Raw genomic sequence first — 14,161 nt, 5'->3', positions numbered from 1 at the left:
GATCCGCGGCGCCGCGTCCTACGCCGCGTCGACCAGGTTCCGCCGGGCGTCCGGCACGCAGTGCGTCAGCACGAGGCCCGTGACGTCGCGCGGACCGTTGTGCCCGAGGTTCGCGAGTCGCGCCAGGTCCGCCTCCGAGAGCGTCTGCGACTGCAGCGGCGGCAGGTCCTTCACCTCGTCGAGCGTGATCCCGAGGCCGTCGCCCACGCGCTGCCCGAGCTCGTCCTCCACCAGGTACAGGTGCCAGACCATGCGCTCCTGCACGCCGCGCGAGCCCTGCCCGATGAGCTCCACGAAGTTGGCGACGAGGTCGTCGCGCTCCCACTGCTCCATGAGCAGGTAGCGCTGGCCGGCCTGCGTGTAGTCGTCGGTGCGGGGGATCCGCTTCCGGGTGAGCCGGCCGGTGATCTCCGGACCCTGCTCGTCGTGCGTCGGGTGCTGCCCCTCGCGCAACCCGCCGTCGATGGACGGCTCGTAGTTGATGTGCGGGCTCTGGCCGCCGTGATCCTGGTGGAACGTCATCTGCCCGTCGCGCTGGTTCGTCGCCACCTTCGCGTGCTGCGGCGCGTTCACCGGCAGCTGGAGGTAGTTCGGGCCCACCCGGTAGCGCTGCGCGTCCGAGTAGGAGAAGGTGCGGCCGACGAGCATCTTGTCGTCGGAGAAGTCGAGGCCGTCCACGAGCACGCCGGTGCCGAACGAGAGCTGCTCGTTCTCGGCGAAGTGGTTGGTCACGTTCCGGTCGAGCACCATCTTCCCGACGGTCTTCGGCGGGAAGTCGTTCTCGGGCCAGAGCTTGGTGTCGTCGAGCGGGTCGAAGTCGAGCTCCGGGTGGTCGTGGTCGTCCATCAGCTGCACGCGCAGCTCCCACTCGGGGAAGTCGCCGCGCTCGATGGCCTCGTAGAGGTCCTTTGAGGCGTGGCCGAGGTCGCCGCCCTGCACGACGGCCGCGTCGGCCGCCGTCATGCTGCTCACGCCCGCCTTCGGGATCCAGTGGTACTTCACGAGCTTCGTGCCGCCGTCGGCGTCCACCCACTTGTAGGTGTTCACGCCGAAGCCCTGCATGTGGCGGTAGTCGGCGGGGATGCCGCGCGGGCTGAACAGGTTGACGATGAGGTGCATCGACTCCGGCGTCTGCGAGATGAAGTCGAAGATGCGGCCCGGATCCTGGCGGAACGTCACGGGGTCGGGCTTGAACGCGTGGATCACGTCGGGGAACTTGATCGCGTCGCGGATGAAGAACACGCCGAGGTCGTTGCCCACGAGGTCCCAGTTGCCGTCCTCCGTGTAGAACTTCACGGCGAACCCGCGCGGGTCGCGGGCGGCCTCGGAGGAGTCGCGGCCGCCGATCACCGTGGAGAACCGGATCGCGACGTCGGTGCGCTTGCCGGCCTCCTGGAAGAGCTTGGCGCGCGTGTACTTCGCGATGGGCTCGTCGCCCCACGTGCCGGTGGCCTCGAAGTAGCCGAACGCGACGGCGCCGCGCGCGTGCACGACGCGCTCCGGGATCCGCTCGCGGTCGAAGTGGCTGATCTTCTCGAGGAACTGGTAGTTCTCCAGCGTCGCGGGGCCGCGGGCGCCCACGGTGCGCTGGTTCTGGTTGTCGTAGACGGGGTGGCCCTGGCGGTTGGTGAGGACCTCGCGGTCGTCGCCGTCGGCGGGGCTCTGGGAGGAGACGTCGGTCATGGGGAGTCCTTTCGTCGTCGTCCCCCCAGCCTGCCGAGCGGGCGGCGACACGCCCAGCGCCGGGCCCCGACTCCCAGCGCATGCGGACGGCGCTCCGGGCGCGGGCCGCGGGGTCAGCCCGCGCGGCCCCCGGCCCACCGGCGGCGGCGCAGGACGCCGACGGCCACGACCGCGGCGCCCGCGAGCGCGAGTCCCGCGGCGATCACGGCGTTCTGCGCGAGCGTGTTGACGCCCACCCCGGCGATGCGCGCGGCGCCGGCGGCCTGCGGGACGGATGCCGGGGACGCTGGCCCGGGATCCGTCGCGTCTTCCGCCGCCGCCTCCTCGCGCTCGCCGGGCGCCGGCGGTTCCGCATCCTCGGACGCCGCGAGCTCCGGCGTCGACGCGGGCGCGACCCGGTTCATCGTCGCCCGCTCGTACGCGTGGGCCATGGCGAGCAGGTCGCCGTCGCGGCTGCGCGGGGCCGCGAGCTCGAGGCCGACGGGCGCGCCGGTCGACGTGAAGCCCGCGGGCACCGAGATCGACGGGATGCCCGTGTTCGCGCCGATGTCGCAGAAGGTCGTGCCGGCCCAGGCGGGCGTCGCGCTGGTGGCGCTCGTCGGCATCGCGAGCGCGTCGATCCCGTGCTCGACGAAGAACGCGTCCATCGCGGCCCTGCCCGCGTCCTGCTCGGCGATCGCCGTCTCGTAGTCGGGGTGCGGGATGTCGCGCTGGCCGAGGAAGTGCGCGATGTCGCCGTCGGTGAGCGCGCTCGGCCGGTCGGCCATCACGTCGGAGAACGTGAGCACGTCCGCGGGCGCGGTGCGCGCGGCGACGCGCGCCGGCCAGGTCGCGGGTGTCTCGCGGAGGAAGCGGTCGATGGACGGGCGCATGTCCATCCAGCCGCCGCTCTGCAGCGTCCCCTCCACGAATTCGCGCGTCAGCGGTACCTCCACCACCTCGGCGCCCTGGGCCTCGAGGTCGCGCACGGCCTGCTCGATCAGCGCGGTCGTCTCCGCGAGGCCCGGCTTCTCCGGGTCCTCCTCGAACGACCAGCGCACGACGCCGATCCGCTTGCCCGCCAGCGCGTCCGGGCGGAGGCCCGCGACGTAGGCGTCGGTGCGCTGCGCGTCGGCGACCTCGGTGAGCGGATCCGCCGGGTCGCGCCCCGCGAGCACCTCCATGAGCAGCGCGGCGTCGGCGACGGTGGTGGTCATCGGCCCCACGACGTCCTGCCGCGGGGAGAGCGGCACGACGCCCGCCGTGCTCGTGAGGCCCATGGTCGGCCGGAATCCCACGAGGCTCTGGTGCGCGGCCGGGCCGAGGACGGATCCGCACGAGTCGGTGCCGAGGCCCGCCGGCGCGTACGCGGCCGCGACCGCCGCGCCCGTGCCGCCGCTGGATCCGCTCGCGCTCCAGGACAGGTCGTACGGGTTCGCGGTGCGGCCGCGCGCGGAGCTGAGCGTGTGGGTGCCGTGCCACGCGAACTCCGACATGTTCGTCTTCGCGAGGATGATCGCGCCGGCCGCCCGGAGCCGGGCCACGACGGTCGCGTCGTCGGCCGTGCGGTAGTCGCGGAGCACGGCGCTGCCCGCGGTGGTGGGCATGTCGGCGGTGGCGAGGTTGTCCTTCACCACCACGGGCACGCCGTGGAGCGGACCCCGGACGGTGCCGGCGGCGCGCTCCGCGTCGCGCTCGGCGGCCGTGGCGAGCGCCTCGTCGTTGACGGTGATGACGGCCTTCAGCCCCTTCCGGTCGCCCTGCGGGTCGTCGTAGGCGGCGATCCGGGCGAGGTAGGCGCGGGTCAGCTCGACCGACGTCGTGCCGCCGGAGGAGAGGAGCGCGGCGGCGTCGGCGAGGGTCAGGCCGACGACGGCCGGGGCGGTCACGGGCGCGTCCGTCGCGGCGCGGGCGACAGGGGAGCCGAGGCCGAGGCCGATCCCGATGCCGCCGAGCGCGAGCGCGGTCGCGAGCGCGGTCGCGAGGGCGCCCGCCGCGAGGGCGCGGGCCACGCGGCCGCACGCGCCGCTGATCCGCGTGCGGGGGCGGCGGCGAGCGGGCATGCAGATCCATCCGGACGGGGGAGGGGCGTCTCCCCAGTCTGGGAACCGGGTGTTGCGGCGGCGTTTCGGGCGCGGGACGATCCGGGGTCGCCGCCTACGGTGCGGCGCGCGGGCGGGGCGCCCACCGGCCGGGTCAGCGCTGCTTGGGGAACAGGATCCAGAGGATCAGGTACAGCAGCACCTGCGGACCGGGCAGCACGATGGAGATCACGAAGATCAGCCGCACGAGGAACGCGCTGATGCCGAAGCGGTTGGCGAGGGCGGCGCAGACGCCGGCGATGATCTTCCCGCGACGGGGACGCATGAGGGTGGCCATGCACCGAGCATGGCAGGCGCGGGTGCGCGGCGGGTGGACCGCGGCGCGCATCGGACCCGCGGCGGATCAGGCGGGGTCGTCGCTCGCGGACGCTCCGGCCCAGCCCGACAGCGCGCGCGCCTCGTCGAGCGCCGCGATGACCTTCTGCCCGCCCCACACGACGAACAGGAGCCGCTGCCCGGTCTCGAGGGTCACCGCGAGAAGGCGGGTGAGCCCGCTCGAGGCGTCGTGGGCGTCCGCGATCCGGGCGATCGGCACGTCCAGCTGGCCCCGCACGAAGTTCACCGGGTGCGCGCGGAACCGGAGTCCGTCGGTCGTCACCGTGAGGACCCCGCCGACCGCTTCCGTGCCGGCGAGGCGGGTGACGCCCGGGTCGGGTCTGCCGCTCGCGCGGGGGAAGGTGTCGATGCGCAGCGGGCCGGAGCCCTGCGTGGCGAGGTCGATGACCACGTTGGCGGGGCGACGGATGAGGGTGTGCGGTGCGGAGGGCTCGGTCACGCCCCGACGCTAGCGCTCGGTGCCGCGCGCCCGTCGGAGCAGCGGACGTCTCCCCGTGAGTTCTCCCGCGTCTCGCTTTGGGCACAAACCCATGGTGCGATACTCGTAGCGTCGAGCCGGGGCTCGGCGTCTCCTCGCGGTGCGGCGGGCCAGGGCGGAGCCGCCCATCGAGCCGCCGACGCCCCGATCAGCGGGAGGAGTCGGATGGAGCAGCACCGGTCGGCCCTGCCCGCGCGCGTCGTCGCCGCGTTCCACTCCGCCCCGAGCCGCGCCGCCGGGGTGGACCTCCTGCTCGCCGCCCTCCTCGACTCCTCGTCCGCCACGGGCGCCGCCGTCGTGCTGCCGCGAGCGGCCGAGGTCGCCGTCGCGGGGGAGACCGGGGCGGACCTGCGGGCGCTGCTGTCCTCGCCCGACCCGTCCGGCGGATCCGGCGTCGTGGTCGTCGGGATGGACGATGCCGCCTCCGCGGTGCCGGGCACGGACAGCGACCTCGGCGCCGGTGCCGTCGCGCTGCACCGCGCGTCGGGGCCGCTCGGCGAGGCCGATCGCGTGGTCGCCGAGGAGGTGGCCGTGCACGCGCGCATCGCGCTCGCCGCGTGGGACTCCGCCGACGACCTCGCCCGCGGCCTCGCCTCGCGCTCCGTCATCGGGCAGGCGCAGGGCATCCTCATGGAGCGGTTCTCGCTCGACGCCGACCGCGCCTTCCAGGTGCTCCGCCGCTACTCGCAGGACGGCAACGTCAAGCTCGTCGAGGTCGCCCGCCGCGTGATCGAGACGGGTGCGCTGCCCACCGCCTGAGCCGATCCCCGCGCGCCGCGGCCCTCCCGTCGCGGGATGCCGCACCCGAGATCACGCCCGGCGGCGCTCCCGCCACGCGATGCCGCAGCCGCGATCACGCTCAGCAGTGCTCCCGTCGCGCGGTGCCGCACCCGACGTCAGGCCGAGCGGCGGTCCGCCACGCGCGCCCGGATCGGCGACACCTCCGCGAGCGGCGCGGCCTCGGGCAGCGCCTCCGGCTCGCCGCGCGTGAGCTCGGCGCGCAGTCGCCCGAGGATGCGCGCGAGCAGCCGCGACACCTGCATCTGCGTCACGCCGAGCTCCGCGGCGATCTCGCTCTGGCTGCACTCGTCGACGAAGCGGAGGTGCAGGATCCGCCGGTCGCGCTCGCTGAGCACCCCGCGCGCCGCGTCGAGCAGCACGCTGCGCTCGGTGCGGGCGTAGCCGGGGTCGTCGGCTCCGAGGGTCTCGGCGAGCGACGTGCCCTCCTCCTCGTGCACCGTGAAGTCGAGGGAGGCCGGCCGCAGGCTGGAGTGCGCGGCCAGCGCCTCGGCGACCTCCTCGCGCGTGTGCCCGGTGTGCGCGGCGAGCTCCGCGTCGGTCGGGGTCCGGCCGAGCCGCTGCGCGAGCGCGGGCGCGACCGCGACGAGCGCGTGCCGCAGCTCCTGGACCTGCCGGGGCGGACGCACGACCCAGCCGTTGTCGCGCAGGTGGCGCTTGATCTCGCCGGAGATGGTCGGGATCGCGAACGAGACGAACGGCGCGCCGAAGCCGGGGTCGTAGCGGCGGGCGGCCTTCACGAGGCCGAGGTAGCCGACCTGGCGGAGGTCGCTCCAGTCGTGGGCGCGGCCCGAGTGCTGGCGGGCGAGCTGGTCGGCGAGCTCGAGGTGGTCGAGCACGATCTGGTCGTGGAGGCGGCGGCGCTCGGCCTCGCCCGTCGGATCCTCGCCCGCGGCGGCGGCGCGCACGAACCGGTCGTGCGTCACCCGGCGCTTCTCCTCGCGCGCGGCGGCGAGTCCGGCGGGCACGGCGGCCGTGCGCGGCAGCGTCGCCGGCACCCGCGACGGCGCCGTCGTCCGCGGCGCGGATGCGGCTGGACGCGGCGAGGCGGACGAGGTGGCGACGGGGGCGCGCGAGCGCAGCGATGCGGTCACTCGGGACCTTCCGGACGGGTGTCGGACGCGGCACGCTGCTTGACCGCTCCTCCAGAGAAGCACTGCTCCTCGGGCGCGCCTAGGTCGGCCGAGCACTTCTCCTCCTGCTTCTCCTGCTCCGCCGGTGGGCCGGGCGTGTCGATCGGGCGCGGATCCGCACCAGTCCGGAGCAGCGCCCCCGGCCGGGGGCTCGGCCCGCCCGCCGGTAGGCTCGATCCCCGTTCCCCGCCGCCCCACCGAACGGACGCCCCATGAGCCTGTTCCGCACCAAGAGCATCGAGTCGTCGCTCGCCGACGCCGCGGGAGGCGAACGCAGCCTCACCCGCTCCCTCGGCACGTGGGACCTCATGCTGATGGGCGTGGCCGTCGCGGTCGGCGCCGGCATCTTCTCCGTCGGCGCGAAGGCCGCCGGGAACTACGCCGGACCGTCCGTCACGCTCGCGTTCGTGCTCGCCGCCGTCACGTGCGGCCTCGCCATCATGTGCTACGCCGAGTTCGCCTCAGCCGTGCCCGTCGCGGGCAGCGCGTACACGTTCACCTACGCGACCATGGGCGAGCTGCTCGCGTGGATCATCGGCTGGGACCTCATCCTCGAGATGCTCACGGCGGCCGCGGTCATCGCGAAGTACTGGGGCATCTACCTGGAGTCGGCGCTGAAGCTCGCGGGGCTCGACATCCCGTCGACCATCACCGTCTTCGGCCTCGGTATCAGCTGGGGCGCGGTGCTCATCACCGCGATCTTCACCGTGCTGCTCGTGCTCGGCACCAAGCTCTCCAGCCGCGTCTCGAGCGTCTTCACCGTGCTCAAGGTCGCGGTCGTGCTGTTCGTGATCGTGGTCGGCGCCTTCTACGTGAAGGCCGAGAACTACTCGCCGTTCATCCCGCCGCAGCGCCCCGCCGAGGGCGCATCGGCCGACGTCTGGACCCAGTCGCTCTTCTCCTGGGCGAGCGGCCAGGAGCCCACGCAGTACGGCCTCTACGGCCTGCTCGCCGGCGCCTCGCTCGTGTTCTTCGCGTTCATCGGCTTCGACGTCGTCGCCACGAGCGCCGAGGAGGTCAAGGACCCGCAGCGCACCCTGCCGCGCGGCATCTTCGCGGGCCTCGCGGTCGTCACCGTGCTCTACGTGCTCGTGACCCTCGTGCTCACCGGCATGGTGCCGTACACGGTGCTGGCGGACGCGAAGGAGCCGTCGCTCACGACCGCCTTCACCGCGGTGGGCGCCGGATGGGCGGCGCAGGTCATCTCCATCGGCACGCTGCTCGGCCTCACCACCGTGCTCATGGTGCTGCTGCTCGGCCTCGCGCGCGTGGTCTTCGCGATGAGCCGCGACGGCCTCCTGCCGCGCGGCCTCAGCCGCACCTCGGCGAAGCGCCGCACGCCGGTGCGGGTGCAGATCATCGCGGGCGTCGTGGTCGCGGCCCTCGCCGGGTTCACCGACGTCGGCGTGCTCGAGGAGATGATCAACATCGGCACGCTGTCCGCGTTCGTGCTCGTGAGCATCGGCGTGATCGTGCTGCGGCGCAAGCGCCCCGACATCCGCGCGTCGTTCCGCGTGCCCTTCATGCCGTGGCTGCCGATCCTCTCGGCCGTGCTCTGCGTGTGGCTGATGCTCAACCTCACGACGCTCACCTGGGTGCGCTTCCTCGTCTGGCTCGCGCTCGGCTTCGCCGTGTACTTCCTCTACGGACGCCGCCACTCGCTCGTCGGCAAGGAGGAGGCGCGGATCGCCGCGGGCGGGGAGCCCGCGCCCGAGCTGCCGTCGGCGGCGACGCCGCGGGACTGATCCCGGTCGCCCCCGCGACGCCCCTCGCGGCCGCCGTGTCCTCCCGCACGCGGCGGGCGCCGTGCGTGGTGCGGTCGTCGTGCGTGGTGCGGGCACCGTGCGGGGTGCAGGCGCCATGCGTGGCGCGTGCGTCGGCGGCGCGCGTCAGGTCTGGCAGCGCGGGCACCAGTAGGTGACCCGGTCCTGCGAGCCCATCCCGGGGCGGACCGGATCGCCGAGCTGGCCCTGCTGGATCCTGGTGCCGCAGCGGAGGCACGGCTTGCCCTTGCGCCCGTAGACCCAGTCGGTGCGGCCGCGGCGGAGGTCGCCCGTGGTGGTGCGCTCGATGCGGTCGCGGTTGGCGCGCATGGTGCGGCGGGCGAGGGCGATCATCGCGGGCAGGTCGGCCACCTCGCGCACCGGCCGCGTGGGCAGCACGCCGCGCAGGAAGCAGAGCTCGGCCCGGTAGACGTTGCCGATGCCCGCGGCGTTCCGCTGGTCGAGCAGCGCCAGGCCGATGGGCCGGTCGGGCTGCGCCTCGATGCGCCGCACGACCTCCGCCGCCGCCTCCTCGCCCCAGTCCGGCCCGAGGATGTCCGGCCCGAGGTGTCCGACGACCGTGTGCTCCTGGTCGCGCGGGATCACCTCCAGCACGCCCAGCGAGAACCCCACCGTGACGCGCTCCGCCGTCTCGAGCACGACGCGCGCCTCGAACGCCGGCCGCCGCCACGCGGTGCCGTGCTGGTAGATGTGCCAGGAGCCCTCCATCTTGAGGTGGCTGTGGATCGTGACGTCGCCGATCCGATGCAGGATGTGCTTCCCGACGCTCACCACCTCGTCGACCTCCTGCCCGGCGAGGTCGAGCGTCGCGTACTTCGGCACGCGGAAGTCGCTGCGCGTGAGCACCTGCCCGCCGATCGCCTCGTGCAGGTGCGCGGCGGTGCGGTAGACGGTGTCGCCCTCAGGCACGGGCGCGTCCCGCGACGGGGGTCGCGATCGCGCCGGCGTCGGCGCTCGCAGCCGGGCGCGCCACCGTGCCCGCGCGCCCGCGCCCGCGCCCGCTCACGACCGCATCCGCAGCCCGCGCGGCGTCGCCGAGAAGCCGTGCTCCTGCAGCGCCGCCCCGAGCGGCGTGCCCAGGATGAACGCGCCGTTGACCCTCTCGATCGCGAGCTTCGCGACCCCGCCGCGCCGCACGATCCCGCCGAGCGACTCGGCCGCCGCGCGCAGGACCGCCTCGTCGTCGTCGAACTGCAGCACGGTCTTGCCGCCGCGCTCCACGTAGAGCACGAGCTCGCCGTCGACCAGCACCACGAGCGCGCCCGCCTTCCGGCCGGCGCGGTGGCCGGTGGGCCGCTCGCCCCGCGCGTCGACGCTGCCGGCGAGCGCGACGGTGCTGCCGCTGCCGCTGCCGCTGCCGCTGCCGCTCGCGCCGCCTGCCTCTGCCTCGGCGTCCGGGCTCGCGCCCGCGCCGTCGTGCCCCTCGGCCGACGACCCGTCGAGCTGCGGCCACGGCAGCGCCGCCCCGTAGGCGTTGGCCGGATCCGTGGCCGCGAGCGTCAGCGCGTTCAACGGCCGCTCGCCCGCATCCGGATCCCGCGTGAACCCGCGCAGCCGGTCGACCGTGCCGCCGGTGGAGAACTGCGCCGCGCCCAGCGTCTCGATGAAGTACCCGCGGCGCGCACGACCCGTGTCCTCGAAGCCCGCGAGCACCTTGTACGTGAGCGCGAAGCCGCCGGGCACGCGCTCGGTCATGACGGACCCGCGCGTGACCACCCCGTACCGCTCCAGCAGCAGCTCGGCCGTGCCCGCGGCGCGCACGGTGGCGTCGGTCTCGGCGAGCGGCACGATCGACCAGCGCCCGGCCGCCGTCGGCGGCCCGGTGCGTGTGGGCATGTCGGGCCGCGGCATCCGCCCGCCGCGGTACATGCGCCCGCGCGGCGCCCGCTGCGGCGTCTTGTGCACGGTGGATCCGCCCGCGAGCAGCGCCCGCAGCGGCGACAGCGTGTCGTTCGTGACGAGGCCCGCCCACACGAGGTCCCACAGCGCGGTGACGAGCGCCTTGTCGTCCGTGGATCCGACGGCGTCGCTCAGCTGCCGGAAGAAGTAGCCGCCGCCCGTGCCGAGCGTGGTGAGGATCTCGCGCTGCAGCTCGTCGGTGTCGTGCGCGTCGGGCTCGGGGAGCGTCAGCGCCACCTGGTCGGCGAGGTGCAGGCTGACCCAGCCGTCGGCGCCCGCGAGCGTGCCGGCGCCCGACCAGATGACCTCGCCCGTGGACGTGAGCTCGTCGAGGAACGCAGGGCTGTAGTCGCGCACCCGGGCGGGCAGCACGAGCGTCTCCCACGCGGAGGCGGGTACGGGCGCGCCCGCGAGCTGCTCGATGACCTGCAGGACGCCGTCGACACCGCGGAGCCCGCGTTCGCGATCCGCTCCCGCCACGTGCTGCCACGCCGGGAGGAACCTGGCGTACGCGGCCCGTTCGACCGGCTCGACCTCGCTGCGGAGCGCTGCGAGCGACCGGCTGCGGAGGCGACGCAGCACCTCGACGTCGCACCACTCGCTGCCGGAGGCGCCCGGCCGGAACTCGCCCTCGACCACGCGCCGCTGAGCGCCGAGCCGGGCGAGCGTGTCGGCGATGACGGCGGATCCGAGGCCGATGCCGGTGGCCGCGTCCGCGATGGTGAACGGGCCGTGCGTGCGCGCGTACCGGCCGACGAGGTCGCCCAGCGGATCGGCCACGGGCTCGACGAACGCGAGCGGCGTGCCGATGGGGAGCGGCACCCCGAGGGCGTCGCGGAGGCGGCTCGCGTCCTCGATGGCGGCGACGCGCGGCTGCCCTCCGAACGACACGCGGAGCGCGCGCTTGCCGGCGACGAGCGCGTCGAGGTGGTCGGCGGCGGATCCGGCCTCCTCGGGCTCCAGGCGCGCCGCGACCTCCTCGGCGTCGAGCGGCCCGAGGATCCGCAGCAGGTCGGCCACGCCCTCGAGCCCCTTCGCGCGCCGGTCGGGCGCGAGCCGCTGCAGCTCCAGCTCGGTGCGCGCGATGACCGCCGGATCGAGCAGCTCGCGCAGCTCCGCCCGGCCCAGGAGCTCCGAGAGCAGCCCGGCGTCGAGCGAGAGCGCGGCGGCCCGGCGCTCGGCGAGCGGGCTGTCGCCCTCGTACATGAAGGCGCCGACGTAGCTGAACAGGAGGCTGCGCGCGAACGGCGACGCGTCCTCCGTGGTGGTCTCGACGATCTTGATGCGCCGGGCCTCGATGTCCTTCGCGAGCGACGTGAGCGCGGGCAGGTCGTAGACGTCCTGCAGCACCTCGCGCACGGTCTCGAGCACGATCGGGAATGCGGGGAACTTCCGCGCGACGTCGAGCAGCTGCGACGCGCGCTGGCGCTGCTGCCAGAGCGGCGAGCGGCGGCCGGGGTTGTAGCGCGGAAGCAGCAGCGCGCGGGCGGCGCACTCCCGGAAGCGCGACGCGAAGAGGGCCGATCCGCCCACCTCGCGCGTGACGATGGCGTCGAGCTCGTCCGGCTCGAACACGAACAGGTCGGCCCCCGGCGGCTCGCCGTCGGTCTCGGGGATGCGCACGACGATGCCGTCGTCGTTGGCCATGGTGGCGCCGTCGATGCCGTACAGCTCGGTGACGCGCGCCCCGACCGCGAGCGCCCACGGCGCGTGCACCTGCATCCCGTAGGGGGAGTGCAGCACCACGCGCCAGTCGCCCAGCTCGTCGCGGAAGCGCTCGACCACGAGGGTGCGGTCGTTCGGCACGTGGCCGGTGGCCTTCTTCTGGTCGTCGAGGAACGCGAGGAGGTTGTTCACGGCCCGGTCGTCGAGGCCCACGCGGCCGGCGCGCGCCCGGGCGTCGTCCACCGCGGATCCGGACAGCTCGCGCACGAACGCCCCGATGGCGCGGCCGAGCTCGAGCGGCCGGCCGAGCCCGTCGCCCTTCCAGAACGGGAGCTTGCCGGGTTCGCCGAAGGCGGGCGTGACGAGCACGCGGTCGTGCGTGATCTCCTGGATCCGCCAGCTCGTGGCCCCCAGCGCGAACACGTCGCCGACGCGCGACTCGTAGACCATCTCCTCGTCGAGCTCGCCCACGCGCGACGCCTTCTCGCCCACCATGAACACGCCGAACAGGCCGCGGTCGGGGATGGTGCCGCCGGAGGTGACCGCGAGCCGCTGCGCGCCCGGCCGCCCCTCGATGGTGCCCTCGTCGCGGTCCCACACGATGCGCGGTCGCAGCTCCGCGAACTCGTCGGACGGGTAGCGGCCGCTCAGCAGGTCGAGCGTGGCCTCGTACGCGGAGCGCGGCAGGGTCGCGAACGGCGCGCTCCGCCGCACGATGTCGAACCACTCCTCGACGCCCACCGACTCGAGCGCGACGGCCGCCACCGTCTGCTGCGCGAGCACGTCGAGCGGGTTCGCGGGCACGCGCAACGACTCGATCTGCCCGCTCGCCATGCGCTCGGCGGCGACGGCCGAGTGGATGAGGTCGGCCCGGTGCTTGGGGAAGATGACGCCGCGCGAGACCTCCCCCACCTGGTGCCCGGCGCGGCCGACGCGCTGCAGGCCGCTCGCGACCGACGGCGGCGCCTCGACCTGCACGACCAGGTCGACGTCGCCCATGTCGATGCCGAGCTCGAGGCTCGAGGTGGCGACCACGCAGCGCAGGCGCCCGGACTTCAGGTCGTCCTCGATGAGGGCGCGCTGCTCCTTCGAGACGGATCCGTGGTGCGCCTTGGCGAGCACCGGATCCGCGCCCTCCGTGCTCCCCGCCTGCGCCATGACCTCGGCGGGCGGGCGCGCGGCCGTGCGGCGTGTGGCGGAGAACGCGGTGGCGTCCGCGCCGCCGCCCGACGACGTCGACGTCGCGGACGTGAGCGCCGCGGCCCCCGCGAGCACGGGCACGGCATCCGCGGTGGCCTCCGCCGAGCCGGACGCGATCACCCGCCCCTCCGCGTCGATCCGCCCCTCCTCGATGCGCCCGGTGTAAATCTCGTTGAGCCGGGCCGTGAGCCGCTCCGCCAGCCGCCTGCTGTTCGTGAAGACGATGGACGACGTGTGCTGGAGCACGAGGTCGACGATGCCCTCCTCCACGTGCGGCCAGATGGACCCCTGCTGCGGCGCGTCGCCCTGCGCCGCCGACCCCTCGAGCGGCGCCGTGGTGCCGAGCTCGGTCATGTCGTCGACCGGCACGATGACCCGGAGGTCGAACTCCTTGGTGTTCTTCGGCGACACGATCGACACGGGCGAGCGCCCGCCGAGGAACCGCGCCACCTCCTCGGGCGGCCGCACGGTGGCTGACAGCCCGATCCGCTGGGCGGGCTTCTCGAGCAGCGCGTCGAGCCGCTCGAGCGAGAGCGCGAGGTGGCTGCCGCGCTTGGTGGCCGCGACCGCATGCACCTCGTCGACGATGACCGTCTCGACCCCCGCGAGCGTCTCGCGCGCGGCGGAGGTGAGCATGAGGAACAGCGACTCGGGCGTGGTGATGAGGATGTCCGGCGGCGTCTTCGCGAGCGCGCGCCGGTCGGCCGCGGGGGTGTCGCCCGAGCGCACGCCGACGGTGACCTCGGGCGGCTCGGCGCCCAGCCGCTTCGCCGTCTGCACGATGCCCACGAGCGGCGAGCGGAGGTTGCGCTCCACGTCGACCGCGAGCGCCTTCAGTGGCGAGATGTAGAGGACGCGCGTGCGGCGCATCGGATCCTCCGGCGCGGGCCGCGAGGCCAGCCGGTCGATGGACCACAGGAACGCCGCGAGCGTCTTGCCGGATCCGGTGGGCGCCACGACGAGCGCGTGCGACCCCTTCTGCACGGCCTCCCACGCGCCCACCTGCGCGGGGGTCGGGCCGGGGAACGCGCCCTGGAACCACTCCCGGGTGGCCGGGGAGAAGCGCGCGAGGACGGGATCCATCTGCTCATCCTCCTCCGGACC

The 14,161-nt window shown here is 74.5% G+C and carries 9 protein-coding genes; 2 read left to right on the top strand and 7 right to left on the bottom strand.

What is annotated here, in order from left to right:
- Positions 1 to 18: 18 nt before the first annotated feature.
- The 4 genes from ACU4ZT_RS14055 to ACU4ZT_RS14040 form a co-directional block, all read right to left on the bottom strand.
- On the bottom strand, positions 19 to 1,683 hold the full coding sequence (locus ACU4ZT_RS14055) for a catalase (protein WP_445337385.1): 1,665 nt from the start codon (positions 1,681 to 1,683) through the stop codon (positions 19 to 21).
- A gap of 113 nt (positions 1,684 to 1,796) precedes the next feature.
- Positions 1,797 to 3,725, bottom strand: a complete 1,929-nt coding sequence (locus tag ACU4ZT_RS14050) for an amidase (protein WP_445337384.1) — start codon at positions 3,723 to 3,725, stop codon at positions 1,797 to 1,799.
- Positions 3,726 to 3,858: 133 nt separating this feature from the next.
- A complete protein-coding gene (locus ACU4ZT_RS14045; RefSeq protein ID WP_445337383.1) occupies positions 3,859 to 4,041 on the bottom strand; it encodes a PspC domain-containing protein in 183 nt (60 codons plus the stop codon).
- Positions 4,042 to 4,107: 66 nt separating this feature from the next.
- Complete coding sequence (locus ACU4ZT_RS14040; protein WP_445337382.1) at positions 4,108 to 4,539, bottom strand: hypothetical protein; 432 nt, start codon at positions 4,537 to 4,539, stop codon at positions 4,108 to 4,110.
- A gap of 204 nt (positions 4,540 to 4,743) precedes the next feature.
- Between ACU4ZT_RS14040 and ACU4ZT_RS14035 the strand changes: the two genes are divergently transcribed.
- Positions 4,744 to 5,337 carry an ANTAR domain-containing protein gene (locus ACU4ZT_RS14035; RefSeq protein ID WP_063070759.1) on the top strand — a complete coding sequence of 198 codons (594 nt, stop codon included), beginning with the start codon at positions 4,744 to 4,746 and terminating at the stop codon, positions 5,335 to 5,337.
- Between the two features lie 137 nt (positions 5,338 to 5,474).
- Here the strand turns inward: ACU4ZT_RS14035 and ACU4ZT_RS14030 are convergent, their stop codons facing one another.
- Positions 5,475 to 6,470, bottom strand: coding sequence for a sigma-70 family RNA polymerase sigma factor (locus ACU4ZT_RS14030; protein ID WP_445337381.1), 996 nt, complete (start codon positions 6,468 to 6,470; stop codon positions 5,475 to 5,477).
- 251 nt (positions 6,471 to 6,721) lie between these two features.
- On the opposite strand from ACU4ZT_RS14030, the gene ACU4ZT_RS14025 reads away from it, so the two are divergent.
- Positions 6,722 to 8,254, top strand: a complete 1,533-nt coding sequence (locus tag ACU4ZT_RS14025; RefSeq protein WP_445337380.1) for an amino acid permease — start codon at positions 6,722 to 6,724, stop codon at positions 8,252 to 8,254.
- A 144-nt stretch (positions 8,255 to 8,398) separates the two neighbouring features.
- Here the strand turns inward: ACU4ZT_RS14025 and ACU4ZT_RS14020 are convergent, their stop codons facing one another.
- Positions 8,399 to 9,202 carry a DNA-formamidopyrimidine glycosylase family protein gene (locus ACU4ZT_RS14020; RefSeq protein ID WP_063070762.1) on the bottom strand — a complete coding sequence of 268 codons (804 nt, stop codon included), beginning with the start codon at positions 9,200 to 9,202 and terminating at the stop codon, positions 8,399 to 8,401.
- 93 nt (positions 9,203 to 9,295) lie between these two features.
- On the bottom strand, positions 9,296 to 14,140 hold the full coding sequence (locus tag ACU4ZT_RS14015; RefSeq protein ID WP_445337379.1) for a DNA glycosylase AlkZ-like family protein: 4,845 nt from the start codon (positions 14,138 to 14,140) through the stop codon (positions 9,296 to 9,298).
- Between the last annotated feature and the right edge of the window lie 21 nt (positions 14,141 to 14,161).

This window comes from Clavibacter davisi (genome assembly GCF_052751415.1).
The sequence above is the reverse complement of the archived record's forward strand: the minus strand, read 5'-3'. Positions and strand labels throughout refer to the sequence as shown.